Annotated in this window: 16 protein-coding genes and 3 tRNA genes; 13 read left to right on the forward strand and 6 right to left on the reverse strand. The window is 68.8% G+C overall.

Features of this window, described 5'->3' with window-relative positions; all coding sequences use genetic code 11:
* Positions 1 to 77: 77 nt before the first annotated feature.
* Complete coding sequence (locus PHA84_RS04445) at positions 78 to 3,200, reverse strand: P-loop NTPase fold protein (protein WP_270886891.1); 3,123 nt, start codon at positions 3,198 to 3,200, stop codon at positions 78 to 80.
* A gap of 598 nt (positions 3,201 to 3,798) precedes the next feature.
* On the opposite strand from PHA84_RS04445, the gene PHA84_RS04450 reads away from it, so the two are divergent.
* Positions 3,799 to 4,056 carry a hypothetical protein gene (locus PHA84_RS04450; RefSeq protein WP_270886892.1) on the forward strand — a complete coding sequence of 86 codons (258 nt, stop codon included), beginning with the start codon at positions 3,799 to 3,801 and terminating at the stop codon, positions 4,054 to 4,056.
* Positions 4,057 to 4,959: 903 nt separating this feature from the next.
* Here the strand turns inward: PHA84_RS04450 and PHA84_RS04455 are convergent.
* Both PHA84_RS04455 and PHA84_RS04460 read right to left on the reverse strand, forming a co-directional pair.
* The gene (locus PHA84_RS04455; protein ID WP_270886893.1) at positions 4,960 to 5,763 is read right to left on the reverse strand and encodes an alpha/beta fold hydrolase; all 804 of its coding nucleotides are present in this window, start codon (positions 5,761 to 5,763) and stop codon (positions 4,960 to 4,962) included.
* Positions 5,760 to 6,521, reverse strand: a complete 762-nt coding sequence (locus PHA84_RS04460) for a phosphodiesterase (RefSeq protein WP_270886894.1) — start codon at positions 6,519 to 6,521, stop codon at positions 5,760 to 5,762. Before PHA84_RS04460 ends, PHA84_RS04455 begins: the two co-directional genes overlap by 4 nt.
* Before the next feature lie 69 nt (positions 6,522 to 6,590).
* Here PHA84_RS04460 and PHA84_RS04465 point away from each other — a divergent pair, with 69 nt between their 5' ends.
* The 10 genes from PHA84_RS04465 (at position 6,591) to PHA84_RS04510 (ending at position 15,388) form a co-directional block, all read left to right on the forward strand.
* Positions 6,591 to 7,331 carry an acetate uptake transporter family protein gene (locus PHA84_RS04465; RefSeq protein WP_270886895.1) on the forward strand — a complete coding sequence of 247 codons (741 nt, stop codon included), beginning with the start codon at positions 6,591 to 6,593 and terminating at the stop codon, positions 7,329 to 7,331.
* A gap of 67 nt (positions 7,332 to 7,398) precedes the next feature.
* Complete coding sequence (locus PHA84_RS04470) at positions 7,399 to 9,735, forward strand: molybdopterin oxidoreductase family protein (RefSeq protein WP_270886896.1); 2,337 nt, start codon at positions 7,399 to 7,401, stop codon at positions 9,733 to 9,735.
* The gene (locus tag PHA84_RS04475; protein WP_270886897.1) at positions 9,732 to 10,217 is read left to right on the forward strand and encodes a hypothetical protein; all 486 of its coding nucleotides are present in this window, start codon (positions 9,732 to 9,734) and stop codon (positions 10,215 to 10,217) included. The genes PHA84_RS04470 and PHA84_RS04475 overlap by 4 nt, the downstream gene beginning before the upstream one ends.
* A gap of 102 nt (positions 10,218 to 10,319) precedes the next feature.
* Positions 10,320 to 11,312, forward strand: a complete 993-nt coding sequence (locus PHA84_RS04480; RefSeq protein WP_270886898.1) for a pirin family protein — start codon at positions 10,320 to 10,322, stop codon at positions 11,310 to 11,312.
* Positions 11,313 to 11,405: 93 nt separating this feature from the next.
* On the forward strand, positions 11,406 to 11,732 hold the full coding sequence (locus PHA84_RS04485; protein ID WP_270886899.1) for a hypothetical protein: 327 nt from the start codon (positions 11,406 to 11,408) through the stop codon (positions 11,730 to 11,732).
* The gene (locus PHA84_RS04490) at positions 11,729 to 12,568 is read left to right on the forward strand and encodes an oxidoreductase (protein ID WP_270886900.1); all 840 of its coding nucleotides are present in this window, start codon (positions 11,729 to 11,731) and stop codon (positions 12,566 to 12,568) included. The genes PHA84_RS04485 and PHA84_RS04490 overlap by 4 nt, the downstream gene beginning before the upstream one ends.
* A gap of 32 nt (positions 12,569 to 12,600) precedes the next feature.
* Entirely contained in the window at positions 12,601 to 14,043 is a 1,443-nt protein-coding gene (locus tag PHA84_RS04495; protein ID WP_270886901.1) for a GuaB1 family IMP dehydrogenase-related protein, read from the forward strand.
* Positions 14,044 to 14,058: 15 nt separating this feature from the next.
* Positions 14,059 to 15,108: a PHP domain-containing protein gene (locus PHA84_RS04500; protein ID WP_270886902.1), complete on the forward strand. Its 1,050-nt coding sequence runs from the start codon at positions 14,059 to 14,061 to the stop codon at positions 15,106 to 15,108.
* 113 nt (positions 15,109 to 15,221) lie between these two features.
* A tRNA-Glu gene (locus PHA84_RS04505) sits at positions 15,222 to 15,294 on the forward strand.
* A gap of 20 nt (positions 15,295 to 15,314) precedes the next feature.
* Positions 15,315 to 15,388 (forward strand) — tRNA-Asp (locus PHA84_RS04510).
* A gap of 190 nt (positions 15,389 to 15,578) precedes the next feature.
* Here PHA84_RS04510 and PHA84_RS04515 read toward each other — a convergent pair.
* Both PHA84_RS04515 and PHA84_RS04520 read right to left on the reverse strand, forming a co-directional pair.
* Positions 15,579 to 16,838 (reverse strand): amidohydrolase, encoded by a 1,260-nt coding sequence (locus PHA84_RS04515; protein WP_270886903.1) that lies wholly within the window; start codon positions 16,836 to 16,838, stop codon positions 15,579 to 15,581.
* On the reverse strand, positions 16,835 to 17,623 hold the full coding sequence (locus PHA84_RS04520; RefSeq protein WP_270886904.1) for a trimeric intracellular cation channel family protein: 789 nt from the start codon (positions 17,621 to 17,623) through the stop codon (positions 16,835 to 16,837). Before PHA84_RS04520 ends, PHA84_RS04515 begins: the two co-directional genes overlap by 4 nt.
* Positions 17,624 to 17,857: 234 nt before the next feature.
* On the opposite strand from PHA84_RS04520, the gene PHA84_RS04525 reads away from it, so the two are divergent.
* Positions 17,858 to 17,934, forward strand: a tRNA-Phe gene (locus PHA84_RS04525).
* A 447-nt stretch (positions 17,935 to 18,381) separates the two neighbouring features.
* Here the strand turns inward: PHA84_RS04525 and PHA84_RS04530 are convergent.
* Positions 18,382 to 19,737: an amidase family protein gene (locus PHA84_RS04530; protein WP_270886905.1), complete on the reverse strand. Its 1,356-nt coding sequence runs from the start codon at positions 19,735 to 19,737 to the stop codon at positions 18,382 to 18,384.
* Positions 19,738 to 19,855: 118 nt separating this feature from the next.
* Here PHA84_RS04530 and PHA84_RS04535 point away from each other — a divergent pair, with 118 nt between their 5' ends.
* Positions 19,856 to 21,415: a helix-turn-helix domain-containing protein gene (locus PHA84_RS04535; protein WP_270886906.1), complete on the forward strand. Its 1,560-nt coding sequence runs from the start codon at positions 19,856 to 19,858 to the stop codon at positions 21,413 to 21,415.
* Positions 21,416 to 21,465 lie beyond the last annotated feature (50 nt).

Below are 21,465 nucleotides of genomic sequence, written 5' to 3' on the forward strand. Positions count from 1 at the left end.
TGAGGTCCGCTCAGAGGACGGAGGCAAGTCAGCGCTACCGGGGTGCGGGCGCGGTCGGTGAGCGTCTCGGACGCCTCTCATCCTTGGTGGTTCAAAAGATCAGTCAGAGCCCCCTCAAAATCACGGTAGCCAGCCCTCAGGAGCCAGTCCGACAGTACGCCCACCGATACTTCCTCGGGCGACGGCGAGAAGCTAAAGGTGCCCTCTCCAAGGGATCTGATCTCCAGGGAGATTGCCGTCCCGAAGTCAGCCCTGGCGGAAGTCCCCAGGCGGCGTGCGTGGCGCAAGTCCACAGCAGCCCCTAATCCCCTCGGGGACTCAACGGCGATGTCGACGAGGGCCGCTGAAGCGCATTGCACCTGCGGCTGGGCCACAGCCAGGATTCGGATCGCGTCGCTCGCCGCTGCAATCATTGCCGCCAGCAGGTTAGTCGCTTCCCTCAGCGTTAGGGCCGCAGGAAACGGGGACTCGGCGGAGCGGGCATCCGATGGCCGTCGGTCTGGTCCGAGCTCCGCCATCCACAGTCCTACAGCAAGGGTGTACACCACAGGTGCGTTCTCCAGTTCACTCAATCGATGCGGTTCGGGAACCAGCACCTGAGCTCCGATACGTAGGGGCGGTTGTCGCGGGGAAGGGGACGCCTGGTCGCCAATTGCGCTCGTTCCCAGTTGGGCCTCGAGACGGCGGCCTGGATCTGCGTCTTTGAGCTCCCAAGACCCGGGTCGCACGTGCCACGAGGGGGCCGTAGAGCGCAACCAGCGTGCTACAGGGCTGTTGCTCAGGACGTCTTTGATCTGCCGTTCGACTCCCTGCCATCCGACCGGTGTGAATGGCTGACTTGCCACTTCGTTGGAACCTGGCTCTGTCGACACTTGCACGGCCACTCGGACAAGGAGGTCCGGCGCCTGCCCAGGGGCACGCATCAAATCCGGCCTATGGTTCAGTAAAGCCTGGCCGCGAGCCATAGGCTCGAGAGTCGGAAGTGATTGCCCGACGAGCGGGTCGTCCTGAAGGGTGCGGACGATGCCGGCAATGGCAATGAGCCGGCGATTCTTCCAACTCACATTATTCTCGTCATGCCCGCCCTCTGGCCGCTGTGCCGCCAGGGCCTCTTGGACGCCAGAATCGCTTCGGACTCTTTCCAGTCCCACACGTGTAGCAAAAGCGGTCGGGTCGAAACCCATAAGGGTTTCGTTTTGACCCGAAAGATCGGTCGCGGTCTCGACGAACCGTGCAGCAAGGTGCGGGACCTCAACCCCCATCTCCAGGGCCGCGCGGAGGCGACGGTCAATCTCCGCGCGCCCCACGGACCCCTCAAGCCAGTTCAGATACATCCCGGCTGGCTCTTCAGGTGCTTCATCGCCGGCACGGACGTTTTCCAAGAAGCGTAGCCAAACCAGAGATACCGTGGCGTCGACCATCCGCGCATACCAGCTGGGTCCCACCGGGACCGCGTCACGGCCGCTCTGACCATCGTCACGAGTTAGTCGGATCGCGCGAAGTAGGTGAGGCAGGGGAGACGCGACTCCAGGAGGCTTCGTGAATACCTGCAGCAGGTCGGCCGGCTCTGGCCCGTCAGCAATCGCAAGGAGCCTAGAGACCCAGGCCACCAAAGCACCCTCGAGGCCTACAGCGCCCCCTCCTAGACCAGACTTGTTCGGCAGAAGGCCAACAACGACCCGCAGCAAGTGAGCGGCTTGAGGTGGGGACAACTGGTCAGTGCGTGAGGACGCGCGGCGCACAATGATCGCAGCCGCGTCACACGCGCCCGCATCGCCCAGATCCGGCGTGAGCATTCTTCGCACGGCAAGCGCGTCCGCGCTTTCAACTTCATCTCCCACTGTCCACTCGTCCAAGACTGCGAGCAGAGTGGCGTCTGGGAGGTCGCCGCTTATGGGGCCAAGAGCGAAGTAGCGCGCCACAGTGTCCGGATCGCTGACCCTGCGATCACGCCGTCGGCGATCTTCTTCATAGACGTACTGGCTGTGCCCCTCCCCGCCAAGCAACGGAAACAACCTCACGAGCGCGGCCCGCACCTTCGCTTGGTCGGCCAAGGGCACGCTGAGATCAGTCAAGGTCACCTCCGTCAGCAAGGCGCTTCGGAACTCCTGGCCTTCCTTTTGGTGACGCCGCACAAGCAGCATTCGCCGCGCCGTCAGCCTTCTGTACAGCGCGGGGTAGGTCGTCCGGAGCAGTGTGACGACAAGAAAGTCGACGATGTCGATTTCGGAGTGGCCAATGAGCGGTAAATAGATGCGGAGTTGGGAAAGGAATCGTCGGATGGTACGCGGCTCGGTGAGGGCACTGTTGAGTAGCTGCTCGCGCTCCTCCGCGATGCGCTCTTGCTGGTCTTCGGTGAGAGCCGCGTGGCCAGTCAGTCGGAGCACTTCAGTCAGCCCATTCTCGAAGAGGCTTTGTGCTTGCTCCGGTCGGGTGGGCGGCTGTTCAAGGGGCAGCGCGACGATCTTCTCGAGAAATGACAACGGTCGCGACGTGTCGCGTGCGGCGAGAGCCGTGCTGGACAACACGTCCAGGAGCGTCTGCTGGTCGTAGGCCAAGAGGTAGTGCACGTACGGCAGCCTTCCCAGCACACGGACGGCCTTGAAGAGTGCTAAGAGTTCGTCGGGCTGCAGGCGGTCGACGTCATCGACAATGAGGAGAATCGGCTGGGCAAGGTCCGTCAACGCTTCTGCAAGGTCCCGCGTCCGTTCATGAACGGTTCCTTCGCCTGACACTCGCTGCAAAACAGCATCGGTAAGGCCTTTGGCCGCAGCGCCGGCGAAGGGAATGGCAAGCAGTGCGGGAGAAACGAGCGAGCCATACTTCTTTAGGGCTTTTTGCGCAGCTTCGCCCCGACTTCCGGTCTTGGGTATGGCAGCCGATATGGCAGCCAGGAGTTCAGCAATGATGGCGTCCGGCCCGGAGACGGCCCATGGAGTCAGGTGCTTGACCCGCCAACGGCTCGTCTCTAGACCCTCGACGATCATGTTTACCGAGCTGGTCTTGCCGCTACCCCAAGGGCCCACCACTCCAATTACTGTGCTGTCCGACGTCGAGGCGATCTCATTCAACAGCTCACGGGCCCTGCTGATGAAGGCTTTACGGCCCAGACCGTCCTCGGCGGACCTCTCAAGTGCGGTGTCAACCAGCCAGCTTCTGCCAGGCCCAGCGTGGGCGTCCACGGAGTGTGTCTCAGCCATGATCACCTTCCCTGACGATTCGAGCCTGAAGCACCGAAGCCACGATTCAGCGGCGCGATAGGGAAGCAGGGTAACCGCAGCGGCTGGGCAGCGAGAGGAAGACGTGCATTTCGGATCGCCGCACTAAACGGCTCGTGCGTCAGACGAGTCGTATTCAGCCTCGGGCGCCCAGGCCGCAGTAGAACAGAATGGATTTTCGCGGAGCCAGGTGTTGCCTGGTTCGAGTTGCCTAGGGAAAGCTGGTACGGCCTGCAATCCTGTGCACCCGGCGCTTGGCGGCCGAAACATCCGCCCAGTCCTTGTAGAGGGCGGCCCGCTCAACTGCCCTGTTGCGCGCTACGACATTGAGGCGGTAGCCCACAAGTAGCACAAGTATGCCACCTGTGACCCAGTATGGCGGGGCTGCCAGGGTGCCGACGAATGCGTGAGGAACCCTAAGTAGGTTTGCGCCCACGATCACGGAGCCAAGGGTCATCAGAATCTGTCCCATTGCCCCAAGACTCACCGACGCTTCCTCGCACAGCCGTGCGTAGTGCCTCGCCGCCGCAGGGGTCATGCGCGGCCCCGGTTGCGGCCAGCGACCTCCAAAAAGCGACGTGTGAACGACACCCTCATGTTCCACTTCCTGCCATGCATCCAGTGCTGGTCTGCCTCGGTGGCTCAACTGATCTCGGGCCGCGCGAAGAGCAAACACTGCCGTGGCGAGGATGAAGCCGCATGCTCTCCCGAGGCTCAAACCGGCAATCATGGCAACGGCCAACGCAACCAGGGCACTTCGCAAGGTTGCGAGGTCCGCCAAGCGCATCATGAGAAGCAGAGTGACGAAACAGGTGAGGCGAAAGGCCCATCGCTCTAGCCGTCGGGGCCAGCCCGTTCCCACGGGTGATCGCCACTGATCGTCAGAAGCAAGAACTACGAGGAAGGCGCAGAGCACGAGAGTCAGAGCCCATCCCGTGACACCGGTCTGCAGGTCGCGCACGGCTAGCCCAAGCCAACCAAGCAATACAGATGGCACTCCTGCAGAAGCCACAAGAAGTCTCGCCCCCGCATCGGCTAGCGCTGAGATCCGATAGACGGGTGGGAGCGGCGCGCCCACGGGTCGGCGCGCGATCATGAGTCGGGGGCCCTTTGGTGGATGCATAACCGAGTGAACCTCCCCCTTCACGCCTGGACCCTAATGTGGTCCCCCTCTATGGCCAAGTCGAATCGCCGGGTGCCTTCAACGGAGGCCAGGTCGGGCTCGTCTTCTGTGGTTCCGCACAGCCGCCTGAAACGTCTTGGGAGAGCGGGTCGAGCCTCGAGCTGTTCCAAGTGCGCGCTCGCCCCCAAAGCCTGTGCCGAGCGTTCAGGCCGATCGACGGTACAAGCCCAGTGGGCCGCCTCTTGGTAACGCATATGGTAACCAAGCCAGCGGAACGTGCCGTCAGCCCGCGACATCCCCAGCCCCTGTTGCTGCACCCATCGTGCTTGCCGGGCAGCGAGCGACACTGCACATCATGGTTCATTAGGCACTTTTAATCCGTAGGTTGTCGGTTCGAATCCGACGGGGCCCACCAACGCGCCGGTGGGCACTCCTCGGCGCCCCCCGCTGTGGCGCACCCACCGCTGCACATCAGCGCGGGCGTGACTCTCGCGAGACGGCGGCGGGTCGCTGGCCAGACGCTGCAGCCGCCGCCGCACTACCTGCCTGACTCCTTCGCAGGTTGCCGGGCGCCCGGACCCTGGCTGGTGAGTGAGCGCCGGGATGAGAGACGCCGCATCACGCGAGCACGACCGCCGCAACGTCTGCCGGGTGGGTGAACGGGTTGTTGTGCGAGCCGGGGAGCACTGCGATCCGCGCGTCCCCACGGCTTGCAGCCGCGAGCGTCTCCAGCCAGGCCAGGGAGGCGAACCCGTCGTTCACCCCGGCCGTGAGGGTGAGCGGTACCGACAGCCCGGCAAGCCGTTCCTCCGGACGGTGTCGGCGCGCAGAGTCGGTCAGCCGTACGACGTCCAGACGCGCCTTCGCGAGGTCGCGCAGCACTGCGAGCTCCCGCGGCGAGTCCTGCCGGTACGCGGTCAGCGCGGCCCGCGCCATCGCCGGCCAGGACCGGTGGGCCGGTTGGAAGGTCGGGCCCGCCATCACCAGCGACAGCCCCTTTCCCTGCGCCAGAGCCAGGACAGCCTCGAGCCCGACCTGGGCTCCCGTGGAATGACCGAAGACGGTCAACGGCGCCGGACCCTGTGCCTGGGGTGCTGGTGCCACTCCAGCAATCGTCAGCGCCTGGGCGCAGGCGACACCCATCGCCTCCATGCTGGGCTGGACGCGCGGCCGCGGCCCGCGCCACGCCAACAGGTCTACGAGCAGCACCCGGCTCCCCGCGTGCGACAGAGCGTGCGCGAGGTGGAGCAGGTACCGCGGAAAAGCGAGCCCTGGCGTGATGGCCACCGTCGGCGCTCCAGGCTCTGCGCTCCACTCCAGCAGACGCACCCATCCGCCAGGGCAGCGCACCCACTCTTCCTGCGGCTCGCGAGAGGCAGCCTGCTCGAGCTGACCGCTGAGCCCGCCACGGAGGTTCGTCACGGGGCCGTGCGTCTCGAGCGGGGGCGGACCGCGCGGGCTGCTCGGTAGGCCGGCTCACGTAAACGACTCACGACCGCATACTGCTCGGTGCCCGGTAACTGGTGCAGCACGGGGTCATGTCGCTCCTGCTCGGTCTCCGGGCCCTGTAGCGCCCCGACCACCACGTCCCCGACATCCCGCCAAGGTCCGGTGCCGTGGGCGTACGACAGCACCAGCGCAGCCGGCATGGACAGCTCTTCCACCGGCGAGGCAGTAGCGGCTACGAGGCGCAGGACCAACGGACCCTTCGGCGACCGCACCGGCAGCAGTGTTGTCAGCGGCCCCGCCTCCACGCCCGGCCGCAGCCGCAGGACGAACCGTCCACCGGCAGAGTCGCCGGTGCTCGCGAAGAGCAGGTCGAACGGTCCAGAACCGGGAAGGTCGACCCGTAGAGCGACGCCGTAGATGTCGGGCAGACTCAGCGGCAGCCCCATCGCACGGGACACGCGCAGCACCGCGTCGTACCACCCTGGTTCGTCGAGCCAGGGCACGGCGCTGCGGGCCTTTCCGGACATGGTCACCCGCGCCGCGTAGGTGGCGCCCTGCGGATGCAGCGGCCGGCCGCCGCGGACCCGGGCCACCGCGCCGAAGGCCCCACCGAGGACCCGCCCGCCGACGGAGGCCGCCGCCGTCACGACGCGCGAGCCCGTTGTCGTCTCGGTGTCCGGAGTGTGCTCCTCCTGGTGCGCGGCCACAAGCGCCCCTCCTTCGTTCGGCATCGCCTCTACCCTGCCACCGGTCCCGGGTCCGCGCTGTTTGCGAGCCTGGGCCGGGGGTATCGGCCCGGTATGCAACGGACTGACCAGCAGGGCCCGTCGACGGTGCCGAAGGTGGACTCGACGAGCGGTCAGGACGGCGCTAGGCGAGAGCTCGCGGGCCGCGTGTCGGTCACGCTCAGACCGGTCGCATCGCCCACCAGCCTGGGCCTGTTCGGCCTGGCAGCAGCGACTTTCACGTTGTCCGGGCTCCAGCTGGGGTGGGTCCCGCCGTCGGAGGGCCGCCACGTCGCCCTGGTCCTCGTGGGGTTCGCCGCAGTAGCGCAGCTCATCGCTTCGCTCGCCGCGTTCACCGCCCGTGACGGCACGGTCGCGACGGTCATGGGTGTGCTGGCCCTCACCTGGCTCTCCGTCGGCCTGGTGATGTTGTCCTCGCCTCCGGGGAGCCACTCTCCAGCTCTCGGACTGCTGCTCCTCTTCAGTGGGGTGGCGGTGGGTCTCACCGGCGTGACCGCCCTGCTGACCAAGCTCGGAGCGGCAGTCGTCTTCCTCACCGCAGGGCTGCGGCTGCTCCTGACAGGCGTCTTCCACCTCACCGGCTCGGCCGGCGTCAAGGACACCGCGGGCGTCGTCGGCCTCGTCCTCTTCCTGTTGGCCATGTACGTCGCGTGGGCCTCCGAGCTCGAGGATGCGACCGGTCGCACCGTCCTCCCGGTGGGCCGCAAGGGCAAAGGGCTGACCGCGATGCACGGAAGCCTGCTGGAGCAGACGAAGGACCTTGCCACGGAGCCCGGGGTGCGCACGCGGCTCTGACGGGGGCCGGCGCTACCAGGGGAATGTGGACTCGTCCAGCGACACGTGAGTCAGATCAGGAGGAGTGATGGAAGCTGAACGCGTGAGGGATGTCTGGGGCCGTCGAACGCCGCATGGCGCAGATGGCAGCTGGCCGAGCCGGGTGGACCAGCAGCTGCTCGACGGCGTGGACGCGGCGATGGTGACCTGGCACCAGTCGGCCTGTGTCCTGTGCTCCAACGGGTGCGGCCTCGACATCGGCGTCGTGGACGGACGGATGGTGGGAGTACGCGGACGCGCCGACGACCGGGTCAACCGCGGCCGGCTCGGCCCCAAGGGAAGCTATGGCTGGCAGGCGAACCTGAGCCCGGACCGCCTGACCACGCCACTCGTACGCCGCGAAGGTCAGCTCCAGCCGGCGACCTGGGACGAGGCCATGGAGCTCGTCGTGGCACGCAGCCGAGACGTGCTGAACCGTCGAGGTCCGCTCGGGATGGGGTTCTACACCAGCGGACAGCTGTTCCTCGAGGACTACTACACCCTCGGCGTCCTCGTCCGCGGCGGCATCGGCACGCCGCATCTCGACGGCAACACGAGGCTGTGCACCGCAACCTCCGACTTCGCACTGAAGGAGTCGTTCGGGAGCGACGGCGCACCCGGCTCGCTGACCGACTTCGACCTCTGCGACACCATCTTCGCGGTGGGCCACAACATCCCGGAGACGCACACGGTGCTGTGGGCCCGCATCCTCGACCGGCTCGACGGTGGCGACCCACCCCGCCTCGTCGTGGTGGACCCCCGGAGCACCCGCATCGCGCAGGCCGCCACGGTCCACCTCCCGATCCGTCCGGGCACGAACGTGGCTCTGCTCAACGGCATCCAGCACGAGCTCGTCGCCAGAGGGTTCGTGGATGAGACGTTCGTGCAGGAGCACACCATCGGGCTCGAGCGGCTCCAGAAGACTGTGGCGGAGTACTCACCTGACCTCGTCTCGACGATCTGCGGGGTGCCGGCGGCCGACATCAGCGCTGCCGCAGAGGTCCTTGGCCAGTCGCAGCGCCTGGTCTCGACCTGCCTCCAAGGCGTGTACCAGTCGAACCAGGCGACCGCCGCGGCGTGCCAGGTCAACAACATCACGTTGCTGCGAGGCATGATCGGGCGTCCCGGCTGCACGGTCTTCCAGATGAACGGCCAGCCCACCGCCCAGAACACCCGCGAGACGGGTGCGGACGGTGACTTCGTGGGAATGCGCAACTGGCAGAACCCCGACCATGTCGCCGAGCTGGCGCAGCTGTGGAACGTCGAGCAGTCGCAGATCCCCAGCTGGGCGCCGCCGACGCACGTCATGCAGATGTTCCGGTACGCCGAGGAAGGCTCGCTGGAGTTCCTCTGGATCACCGCGACCAACCCGGCCGTCTCACTGCCGGAACTCCACCGGATCCGCTCGATCCTGTCCCAGGACAGGGTCTTCGTCGTCGTCAACGACGCCTTCCCCACCGAGACGACGCAGCTCGCCGACGTGGTCCTGCCGGCAGCCCTCTGGGGTGAGAAGCTCGGGACGTTCACCAACCACGACCGGACCGTCCACCTCTCGGAGAAGGCCGTCGAGCCTCCCGGCGAGGCACGCGCCGACCTCGACATCTTCCTCGACTACGCCGCACGGATGGAGCTGCAGGACAAGGACGGCAAGCCGCTGCTGCACTGGCGAACACCGCAGGAGTGCTTCGATGCCTTCAAGGAGGTGACGCGGGGGCGGCCGTGTGACTACAGCGGCCTGAGCTACGAGGTGCTGCGCGGCAGTCCCGGGATCCAGTGGCCTGCGACCCCTGAGAACCCTTCCGGCACGGAGCGGCTGTACACCGATCACCACTTCCACACCGAGACGGACTACACCGAGGACTACGGGCACGACCTCGCCACGGGCGCGAGCCGGGAGCGGAAGGACCACGTCGCCCTCGGCGCGGACGGGCGCGCCATGCTTCTCGCCGCGGCATACGAGCCGGCCAACGAACAGCCCGACGAGGAACGGCCCCTGCTGTTCACCAGCGGTCGAACCGTCCACCACTTCCACACGCGGACCAAGACCGGCCGCACGCCGGAGCTCGAGATGGCCGCCCCGGAGCCGTGGGTCGAGCTGTCCCCCGCCGACGCCGACGCGCACGGGATCGAGGAGGGAGACCTGGTCAGCGTGGAGTCGGCCAGGGGCAGGATCGAGGCGCCCGCGCGGATCTGCGGGAACCGGGAGGGCGTCGTGTTCGCGCCGTTCCACTACGGCTACTGGGACAGCTCCGCAAGCCTCGACGGTAGCGGCCCAGGAGACCGTCCCACCGCCGCGAACGAGCTGACGATGACGTCCTGGGATCCCGTCTCCAAACAGCCCACCCTCAAGCTGGCCGCCGTCAGCATCGCCAAGGTCTCGCCATGAAGATCGACCACGCCATCAACACCGTGACCGAAGCGGAGCAGGACCTGGCCGACCAGCTCGAACGGGTCGCCGGACGGCACGGCGCCGAGCACGACGTCTACCACCTGGGTCACAAGCAGGCCGTCAAGGCGGCGGCCAGGGCACGCAGCCTGACCGACTTCGCGCAGAAGTACGGCGCCGACGCTCCGAGGCAGTCCGACCCCGACCCCGGTGTCATGGACACCTTGCGGCGCCAGACCAGCGAACTCCTCGGCCGGGCACAGGCGCCGGGGCTCATTCTCCTGAGGGACCTTCAGGAGACGTACCTCCAGGCCCAGCGCGCGGAGATCGCCTGGGTGGTTCTGCAGCAGGGTGCCAAGGCGTGCCGTGACCTCGAGCTCGTGGAGGCGGTCACCTCGGCACACGAGGAGTGCGAGACGACCGCGAAGTGGCTGCGGACCCGCCTCAAGGTCGCGGCGCCTCAGGTCCTGGCAGTCGGCTGACCGGAGGGCCCGGCTGACAAACTGTGCTGACCGACTGTGCTGACCCCAACCGACTCGCCTGACGGCACCCGCTCGCTGTCGCCCCGGTGCGACACTTGACGCATGAGCAACGGTGAGCTGCAGCCACTGGAGCAGGTGTGTGCGCCCACTGCCTCAGCCGCTGGACCGCTGGAGGTCCTTGAGCCCCGCGACGTACCGCTGGGCGGTCCCCGCGCCATGACGGTCCGGCGGACCCTGCCGCAGCGGCAGCGCTCGCTCATCGGCGCCTGGTGCTTCGCGGACCACTACGGTCCCGACGACGTGAGCCGCTCGGGCGGCATGGACGTGCCACCCCACCCGCATACCGGACTGCAGACCGTCAGCTGGCTCTTCGCCGGCGAGATCGAGCACCGCGACAGCCTCGGCTCGCACGCCACGGTGCGCCCCGGCGAGCTCAACCTCATGACCGGCGGCTACGGGATCGCGCATTCCGAGGTTTCGACGCCCGCGACCACCACCTTGCACGGCGCCCAGCTCTGGGTGGCTCTGCCGGATGAGCATCGCAACGCTCCCAGGCACTTCGAGCACTACGCACCCACGCCGTCCAGGCTGGGCCAGGCGACCGTCGCGGTCTTCCTGGGGTCTCTGGCGGGACAGTCGTCCCCGGTGCAGACCTTCACGCCGCTGCTCGGGGCGGAGGTCGTGGTGGACGCCGGCGCGAGCGTCGACCTGCCGCTTGACGCGGTGTTCGAGCACGGTGTCCTGGCCGACGACGCCGGCCTCCTGGCCAACGGCACCCCCCTGGCTCGTGGCTCGCTGGGCTACCTTCCCGTAGCCAGGCCGGAGCTCACGCTGGCCAACCTCGCCGAGGAGCCGGCCCGGCTCCTGCTGCTGGGTGGCCCTCCGTTCGAGGAGGAGATCGTCATGTGGTGGAACTTCGTCGGGCGCAGCCACGAGGACGTGGCACAAGCGCGCGAGGAGTGGATGAGCCACTCTGCCCGTTTCGGGGACGTCGAGGGGTATGCCGGACCGGTCCAGCACCTGCCCGCGCCCCTCCTGCCGCCTGTGCGGATCCGCCCGCGCAGCAACGCTGCCCGGTCGGCGCGTGATGCCTGACGAGCGACGTCGTGGGCAACCGCGGCGCCCGATGCCGCCGATGCTGCCGGCACGTCCGAGCGGCCTGACCGCCACGTACGGCAGACTGGCGCCATGAGCCCTACTCCAGGAGGGCCACCGGGACAGCGGTCGGCCGCCGCAGCCTTCGGGCCGATCGTCGTCGCGGTGTGTGCGATCGTCCTGGTGCGCGAGGGGCTGGGGGCCCTGGCACCGCGGTTGAGCACGTGGGTGGTGTTCGTCGTTGCCCTCGCCGTCGGCTGGCTGGCGTACACAACGGTCGAGCGCTACTACACGCGCCGCGAAGGGCCTCGTGCCGCGCGGGCGCCCCGGACACCAGAAAGGCCCGGAACAGCCGGACAACGCCGGAACCGCCGTAAACCGCAAGGACCCGGAGAGCCTCGACCGAAGGACGACCAGTGAGCGGTAGCCCGACCGGCCCCATCCTCGTCACGGGGTGCTCCTCGGGCATCGGCGCCGCCATCGCGGACCTGCTGCTGAAGGCCGGCCACACCGTGTACGCGACGGCGAGACGCGTGCAGACCCTGGAGGCCCTGCGGGTCGCGGGCGCGCGGACGCTCGAGCTCGACGTGGCCTCGGAGGCGTCCATGGCCGCTGCGGTGGACGCCATCCAGGCCGAGCACGGCCGCGTCGGCGTACTCGTCAACAACGCCGGGTACGGGGAGTACGGCACGATCGAGGAGACTGACCTCGACAAGGTCCGGCAGATGTTCGAGACCAACGTCTTCGGCCTGGCGCGGCTCATCCAGCTCGTGCTCCCCGCCATGCGGACTGCACGCGCGGGCCGCATCGTCAACATCGGCTCCATGGGGGGCCGCATCACCTTCCCCGTCGGTGGCTACTACCACGCGTCCAAGTACGCCGTCGAAGCCATCACCGACGCCCTGCGCAACGAGGTCCGGCCGTTCGGCATCAAAGTCAGCCTCGTCGAGCCCGGTCTCATCCGGACCCGGTTCGGCGAGACCGTGCTCACCTCCGAGGGCGCCTCCCTCCACGACCGCTCCCCCTACGCACCGCTGCTGGCCTCCAGTGCGAGCAGCACGTCCGGCGGCTACGCCAGCCCGATCCTCAGCGCCGGACCGGAGACCGTCGCCGCCGTTGTCCTGAAGGCCGTGGAGTCGCCGGCGCCCAGGTCGCGGTACGTCGTCACGCCGGCGGCCCGGGCCATGATCACAGCCCGCACGCTCGGCGGCGACCGCGTGTGGGACCAGATCGTGCGCCACCAGTTCCGGCACTGACGGTCTGAGGGACCGCCCCTAGACTCGGGGCCGTGCAGTTCCTCAACGGGCTCCAGCCCCAGTTCGACCTGACGTACGACGACGTCTTCATGGTCCCGAGCCGTTCGGACGTCGCGAGCCGGCTCGACGTCGACCTCTCCACCTCCGACGGCAGCGGGACGACGATCCCCCTCGTCGTGGCGAACATGACCGCGATCGCGGGCCGGCGGATGGCCGAGACGGTCGCCCGTCGGGGCGGTATCGCCGTCATCCCGCAGGACATCCCGGTCGACGTGGTGGCCGAGGTGACGCGGTGGGTGAAGGAACGCCACCTCGTCCACGACACGCCGATCACCCTGGCCAGGACGGAGACCGCAGGAGCCGCCCTCGGCCTCCTGCCCAAGCGCGCCCACGGCGCCGCCGTCGTGGTGGACGAGTCGGGCAAGCGCCCGGTCGGCGTGGTCACCGAGGCGGACCTGACAGGCGTCGACCGGTTCACACAGGTCCACGAGGTGATGACCCGGGAGCCCGTCCTCGTGCAGGACGGCACTGACCCGGAGACCGCCTTCAACGCGCTTGCGAGCGCTCACCACCACGTCGCCCCGGTCGTCGACGACGGCGGCAACCTGGTGGGGCTGATCACCCGGGCCGGAGCGTTGCGCGCCCGGCTGTACCAGCCCAACACGGACGGGCGGAACAGGCTCCGGATCGCCGCTGCGGTGGGCATCAACGGCGACGTTGCGGCCAAGGCGGCGGCCCTGCTCCAGGCGGGTGTTGACCTGCTGGTGATGGACACAGCCCACGGGCACCAGGAGAAGATGCTCGAGGCCCTGCGGACGGTGCGCGCCCTCGACCCGCAGGTGCCGGTCGTGGCCGGAAACGTCGTCTCCGCGGCCGGCACGCGGGACCTGCTGGAGGCCGGCGCGGACATCGTTAAGGTGGGCGTGGGCCCGGGCGCCATGTGCACCACCCGCATGATGACCGCGGTGGGACGTCCCCAGTTCTCCGCCGTGCTGGAGTGCGCGACGGAGGCCGGGCGGCACGGGCGGCACGTATGGGCGGACGGCGGCGTGCGGCACCCTCGCGACGTCGCCCTCGCCTTGGCGGCCGGGGCATCCAACGTCATGGTGGGCTCGTGGTTCGCAGGCACCCTGGAGAGCCCCGGCGACCTGTACACCGACGAGCGCGGGCGGCGCTACAAGGAGTCGTTCGGCATGGCCTCCAGCCGGGCCGTCCGGAACCGGACTGCGAGCGACAGCGCCTACGAACGTGCTCGCAAGGCGATGTTCGAGGAGGGGATCTCCTCGGCGAGGATGTTCATCGACCCCGCCAGGCCCAGTGTGGAGGACGTCATCGACCAGATCGTCGCGGGCGTTCGCTCCAGCTTCACGTATGCCGGGGCCCGAACGATCGCGGAGTTCGCGGAGCGTGCCGTGGTCGGTCTCCAGAGCACCGCGGGTTTCGCCGAGGGTCGCCCGCTGCACACCTCCTGGTGAGGGGTGGTACGCCGCGTGGTCACCTCCGTCGAGCCGCTGCAGGCACCCGTCGAGCCTGATGAGGCGCTGCGCAGGATCGCGTTCCTGCTGGAACGGGAGAGAGCGGGCTCGTACCGGGTGGAGGCCTTCCGCAGAGCCGTCGTGACGGTGCGCGAGACGCCGGCCGAGGAGCTCGCGAGCCGGCACGAGGACGGCACCCTCCAGCAGCTCGCAGGCATCGGGAAGTCGACCGCCTCGGTGGTCGGCGAGGCACTCTCCGGTGAGCTCCCGGCATACCTCCAGACGTTGCAGGACAAGGCGAGACCGCTGGTGAGGGGCGGTGAGGAGCTGTTCGCCCACCTCAAGGGGGACTGTCACTCCCACTCCAGCTGGTCTGACGGCGGAAGCCCCATAGAGGAGATGGTGCTGACGGCGGTCGAGCTCGGACACGAGTGGCTGGTCCTCACGGACCATTCCCCTCAGCTGCGCGTCGCGAACGGTCTGACGGCGGAGCGGCTCACCCAGCAGCTGCGGATCGTCGACAGGGTGAACGCGTCGCTCGGCGACACGTTCACCCTGCTCAAGGGCATCGAGGTCGACATCCTCGACGACGGGTCACTCGACCAGACCCCCGCGATGCTCGCCAAGCTGGACGTCGTCACGGCCAGCGTGCACTCCAAGCTGCGCATGAACGCCGCGCCGATGACCCGTCGCATGGTGGCGGCCGTGTCGAACCCCAGGGTGAACGTGCTCGGCCACTGCACCGGCCGTCTCGTCACGGGGTCCCGGGGGACGAGGCCTCCCTCGGAGTTCGACGCCCGGGCCGTCTTCGAGGCCTGTGCCCAGCATGGGACGGCGGTGGAGATCAACAGCCGTCCGGAGCGGTGTGACCCGCCGGACGAGCTCGTGAGGCTGGCCCTCGACCTCGGCTGCCTGTTCGCCGTCGACTCCGACGCGCACGCCCCCGGACAGCTCGAGATGAAGGCGTACGGGTGTGAACGCGCCGAGCGGCTGGGCATCCCCGAGGACCGCATCGTCACGACATGGGATGTCGAGAGGCTCACCGAGTGGGCCCGGCCGGCCTGACGCCGACTCAGCCAACTCGCCGTTTTGGTCATCCGGCCCTGCACCCCGTATGCTTTCGCGAGTCCTCGACGGATCCGAGCGCTGCTCGCTGGCGGCGGGGGATCGGTCGAACGGTCCCCATCGTCTAGCGGCCTAGGACCCCGCCCTTTCACGGCGGTAGCACGGGTTCGAATCCCGTTGGGGATACGCACCACCAGCACCATCAAGGCCCCGTAGCGCAGTTGGTTAGCGCGCCGCCCTGTCACGGCGGAGGTCGCCGGTTCGAGCCCGGTCGGGGTCGCTCTCTCCACGAAGAGGCCCGCACGCGAGTGCGGGCCTCTTCGTCGTCCCGAGCCATCCTCGCCGTCCCAGGCCGTCTTCGTCGTGGCCGGCGGGCGGACTGCCGGGGTCCGCTGAGAAGGGCGCCCGGTTCAGGCCGCTGGGCCTGTGGGATGTACCGTCGACCGACCATCGACCTGGTCGGCCGGCCCTTACGCCAGCCAGGCCAATGCGGCAACCACCAAGGCGCTCGTGCCCGTGTCGAGAGTCGGCTGGAGGACCGGCGCGAAGAGCGGCGAGTGGTTGACTGGGATGTCCTGCGCCACTCGGCCACCGGCGGCAGCTGTGCGATAGGCCTCAGCGTCGACGCCGCCGATGCCCCAGTAGCTGTAGGGCACGCCCAAAGCGTGGGGTATGTCGCTGAAGTCCTCACTCGCGCTCTGCAGCTCGAGCTCCTGAGCATCGGGACCGAAGTAGTCGGCGAACGCCGCCCGCACGCGTGCGGTGGTGGCGGGGTCGTTGACCGTCGGCGGGAACCGGTCGAAGAGCTCGAACTCCGGCTCGCTTGGTGACCCGGACGCCTGACACTCGGCCGTGACGATCCGCCTGACGGCGTCCAGGACGGTGGACCGGGTGCCCTCGTCGTAGCTGCGCACATTGAGCTCGAGCACCGCGTGGTCATCGATGACGTTGCTCTTGCTGCCCGCCCGAATGCTGCCGACGGTGAGGACCGCGGGGCTGGTCGGTGCCACCTCACGAGACACGACGGTCTGGAGCCGGACGACGATCATCGCGGCCAGCACGACGGGGTCGACGGAGGCCTGAGGCATCGACCCGTGCGACCCGCGACCGTGCACGGTCACCCGCATACTGTCGGCGGCGGAGAGGACCGCCCCGCTGCGTGTTCCGACGGTCCCTGACGGCATCGGGAGAACGTGCTGCGCAAAGGCCACGTCCACCGGTCCGACCAGCCGCACCAGGGAGTCCTCCACCATCCGCCGCGCACCGTCTCCGAGCTCCTCTGCAGGCTGGAACAGGACGACGAGCGTGCCGGTCCACTGGTCCTGGTGGTTGGCCAACAGTGCCGCGGCGCCGAGCAGGCAGGTGACGTGGACGTCGTGCCCGCACGCGTGCATGACCGGCACCTCGGCACCGCTCAGGTCCGTCGCCGTCACGGTGCTCGCGTACGGCAGGCCAGTGGCCTCCTCCACGGGCAGGGCGTCCATATCGGCGCGCAACAGCACCGACGCCCCGACACCGTTGCGCAGCATGCCGACCACTCCGGTCCCGCCCACGCCATCCGTCACCTCGTATCCAGCGTCGCGCAGCCGCTGCGCGACAGCACCGGCCGTGCGGTGCTCCTGGTGTGACAGCTCGGGGTGCTGGTGGAGGTCCTCGTAGAAGCTCTCCTGCCAGGCCCGCGTCCCCTCCAGGTCGGCGAGGACGTCCAGTGGGGCTGAGCGAGCTGTCATGACTGCTCCGGAGGGCTGGTGGAGTCGGTGGTCGGGTGGGAGCGCGGCCGGTCGGTCGGCGTACGGTCGGCGTTGCGCCGCATCCGCCTTCTGCGGCGGGCATGGACGACGTGTCCGCCGAGTCGCCTGCGGTAGCGGATCGGGACGACGTTGGCGGGTGACCAGGCATCCGCACTCGGCAGGATCCAGCCACGCCACCGAGCGACGAGGCACAGTCCAGCGCCGACGACGAGCCCGCTGACCGAGCCTTCCGTGGGGTGCCCAGCGTTGTTCACCACCACGAAGGCGCCGGCGCCAGCCAGGGCTGCCGTGGCGTACAGGGTGTTGCCTCCCAGAACGCCCGGAACGCGCCGCAGGACGACGTCTCGGACGGCACCTCCGCCGACCGCGGTGACCACGCCGAGGAGCACCGCGGGAAGCCAGCCGAGCCCGACGGCGAGGGTCTTCGTGGCGCCCGCGGTGGCCCAACATCCCAATGCGATGGCGTCGACCACGGGCCAGATCCGGTCCCACACCGGTCCTTGCACGTCCGCGAGGTAGCTGGCGGCCGCGCCGGCGAACGCCGTCAAGAGGTAGGCATAGTCCGTGAGCGCCATCGGCGTCCCGTGCTGAAGCAGGACATCGCGGATCAACCCTCCCCCGAGTCCGGAGAGCACTGCGAGCGTTGCGAACCCGATCGGGTCGAGCCTCTCCCTGCGGGCGATGACGCCACCGAGCAGGGCGTTGGCGAAGACCCCGCCGAGGTCCAGCAACCGAAAGGCGTCGCTCAGACCATCGATCGGCACGACGCTCCTCCGTCATCTCGCGCTCGGTCACCCGTGGACCGGTCTGGACGCTGTCCAGCATCCTCCCCGCCTGAGTGCCGTGCGCGCTGAGGGGTCGCGATGACTGCCACGCCAGACTCCATCGCGGCGTCTGGGACAGGTCAGGGCATGCGCTAGGATGGTGCCGCCGCGACAGGCCTACCTGAGGTGACAATGCAGGTCAGACCCGTCGCGGATGCATGTCAACACCACCACGGCCAGGTAGCTCAGTTGGTACGAGCGTCCGACTGAAAATCGGAAGGTCGGCGGTTCGACCCCGCCCCTGGCCACCACCCGAAGCCGCAGATCGGGGACCCCCTGACGTGCCGCTTTGCGCGTCTCTCGTCGTTCCTTGTTGGAGGGACGGCTCGCCACAATGACGGCGAGTGACTGTTGTGCCGGGAGCTGGCTGTGCGAGCTGCGGTATTGGGCGGTGTTGGAGGTGCTGGACGGCGCGTCGGTGACCGAGCTCACCCGCCGGTTCTGGGCTCCTCCGAGCTCGTGCCGAGTCGCGACGACGGCCGCCGGCCTGCCGTCGCCCAGCCTGTCCTCACACTCGGTGTCACCTCAGCCTCCAGCATCGTGCCGATCGTCCAGTACCGCCGTCCTGAGGGCGGTGGACTCGCGGGCGGTGACGCCCCTTCTGTTGTGGATCATGTCCCGCCCGACGCAAGACTGTCCGACCTGGCAACGCGACAAGGCCGTGCGGCGGTCGAGTCATGGCCGGCGGTTTCCTCCGCTCATTCGGGTTCGTTGTAGCCGCCGATGACGCGTTCGATGTGGCGGGCGACGTCGATGGCGGTGCGGTCTTCGAGGTAGGGGGCAATGACCTGCACGCCGACGGGCAGTCCGCCGGTCGTCCGGCCGACGGGTGCGACGGCTGCCGGTAGGTAGGAGGCTCCGGCCAGGCCGGTCCAGATCGACTGGTCCACGTAGGGTCGGGCTTGCCCGTTGACGGTGATCGTGCGAGTGTCCGGGGTGCCCGCGTGGTCGTGCTCGATCGCGGTGACCGGCGAGACCGGCGTGAGGATCACGTCGAACGAGCGGAAGAACGCCTGCCATTGCGCCCGCAGCTGCTCGCGGCGTTCGTTGGTGTGGTTCCAGTCCGCGGCACCGGGCGACACCGCGGCCTGGAACAGCTTGTCGAAGGTCGCGTTCGACTCGGCCAGATCGACCGGTCGGGCGTCGTCGTTGATGTGCGCGCCCGCGTGCCGCAGCTCCTGAACTGCCGAGGCGAGCACGCGCAGGACGGTTGAGTCGACGGGCGCCGCGGCGTCGTCCAGCCATACCGCGATGCGGTAGTCGCTCAGTGATCGACCGCGGGGCGCGGGCAGGCGCAGGCGCCACGCGGTCGCCATGGCGGCGTCCGGTCCGGCGAGCACGTCGAGTGCGAGGTCCAGGTCATCGGCGCTGCGAGCCAGCGGGCCCACGACGGCCAGGTCCGGTGAGCTGAGGGTGCCGGGTGGCCCGGGGATATGGCCGCGGACCGGGACGAGGCCGAAGCTCGGTTTGAGCGTGAAGATGCCGGTGTTGTGGGCGGGTTGCCGCAGGGAGCCGCGGATGTCGCTGCCGAGCTCAAGGCCGGTCAGTGCGGCGGCGATGGCGGCGGCGGCGCCGCCGGATGAGCCGCCAGGCGTGCGGGCCAGGTCCCACGGGTTGTTGGTCGTCCCGAAGACCGGGTTGTACGTCTGCCAGTCCATGGCGAAGGTCGGAAGGTTGGTCTTGCCGAAGATGACCGCCCCGGCGGCGCGCAGACGCGCCACCGCATCGGCGTCGCGGGCGGGGACATAGCCGGCGAGGTCGGGGGCGCCGGACGTGGTGCGCATCCCCGTCGTCTCGAGTGAGTCCTTGATGGTGATCGGCAGGCCGTGCAGAGCGCCGAGGTCATGGCCTCGGGCGGTGGCCTGGTCGGCGGCGGCGGCAGTGGCGCGGGCGCCCTCGACGTCGAGGGTGACGACCGCGTTGAGCGCAGGGTTGCGTTCCTCAATGCGGGCCAGGTACTGCTCGAGGAGTTCCCGGCTGCTGATCTCCCGCCGTCGCAGAGCACGCATGAGGTGGGTTGCCGGGGCGGCGGTGATCGTGGTGGTGGCGGTCATCGGAGTGTCCTTTCGAGGTTCGGGTACCCCACACGGTGACGGCGTCCGGCCCCCGGCCACATCGGTGAACCCCCTCGATCAACCCCCTAGGTGACGCGGCAATCCGTAGGATTTCCGTGTGTCGTCGGAGCCGATCGACCCGGTCACTGCCGGTGGCCTGGCGTATGTCGATGACCGGATGGACGAGGCTCGCGCTCACTGGGAGAGGGCGTTCCTCGAGCTGCGGGACGCCGGCCAGATCGCCGTCGCTGCCCGTGTCGCTGCCCTTCTCGGCGAGCTGCACTGGAGCGGTCTGGGTAATCCGTCCATCGGGCGGGGCTGGCTGGAACGGGGTCGCCGGTTGCTTGACCAGGCCGGTCCCTGCGTGGAATGGGGCTATTGGGAGCTTGCTCGATTGGCCTGCGACCGTCCGAACACCGCTGAGGTGGAGCGCAGCGCGCGGCGTGCGCTCGAGATCGCCGCCGAGTACGGCGACACCGCCTTGCACACGCGTGCGCTGGCCGACCTCGGCTTCGCCTTGGTGTCGCAGGGGCTGCTCGATGCCGGATTCGTTCATCTCGAGGAGGCGCTGGCCTGCGTGAGCAGCGGCGAGCTGCGAGACCCGTGGGCTCTGAGCACGACCTGCTGCTCGTTGCTGTCAGCCTGTGACCGCGCCGGCGATCTTGAGCGGGCCACCGAATGGCTGCGGATCATCCGTGAGTCGGTTCTCATGCCAGCCGGGGGTCGGCCCCTGATGCTCGGCGTGCACTGCCAGCTGGCACTCGGCGGCGTGTTGTGCACCGTTGGGGAGTGGTCGGAGGCCGAGGCGGCCGTACGCATGACCCTCGACCGGACGATGGGCGCGACCGCGTCACAGCGCACTCAGGCAAGCGCGCGGCTGGCAGAACTGAAAATCCACCACGGCCTTGTCGAGGAGGCGGCCGAGCTTCTCGCGCCGATCGAGGACACCGTGGAGGCGGCCGGGCCGCTCGCCGGACTGCACCTGGCCCGGGGCGAACCAGGGCTTGCCCTCGCTGTCCTGCTGCGGGCCATCCCCGTCTTGGGCAACGACGTTCTGCGCCGCGCCGAGCTGCTTGCCCGCACTACCGAGGCGGGCCTGGCCGGCGGCTCATCCGAGCAGGCAGCTCTCGCAGCGCGCCAGCTGCGTGCTCTGGCGACCCAGAGCGATGCAGGGGTGGTGGACGGGTTGGCCGACCTGGCCGACGGGCTCCTCGCCGCATCAGACGGCCGCATCCACGACGCCGGCCGCCATCTGGAATCGGCGCGAAGCGCCTTCACTCGAACGGCGCGACCGCTGCTGGCGGCGCGAGCCTGGCTGGCATTCGCCGACATCACCAGCTCCAGCGACGAGGCAATCGCTGCCGCGCGGGCTGCCCACGCGATCGCGCTCCGGCTCGGGGCTGGGTCCCTCCGCGACCGCAGCGCGGCGATCCTGCGGCGACACGGTGCGAGCTCTCCCCGCTCGGCACTGCCCCGCACGCTACCCGAACTGACGGCCCGCGAGTCAGACATACTCGCCGGTCTGCGACGCGGCGACACCAACGCCCAGATCGCCGCCCGGCTGTTCCTCGCACCCAAGACCGTCGAACACCACGTGAGCCGCGTGCTCACGAAGCTGGGAGTGCGAACGCGCGCCGAAGCGGCAGCCGCGGCCGCTGCCGCCGAGTCGCATCGGTAGCTCCATCGCCCGATAGCCTGCGAACCACTCCGACGGCGCGGTGCCGGCGT

Origin of the sequence: Pedococcus sp. 5OH_020 (assembly GCF_027812955.1) — a bacterium.
GTDB lineage: Bacteria > Actinomycetota > Actinomycetes > Actinomycetales > Dermatophilaceae > Pedococcus.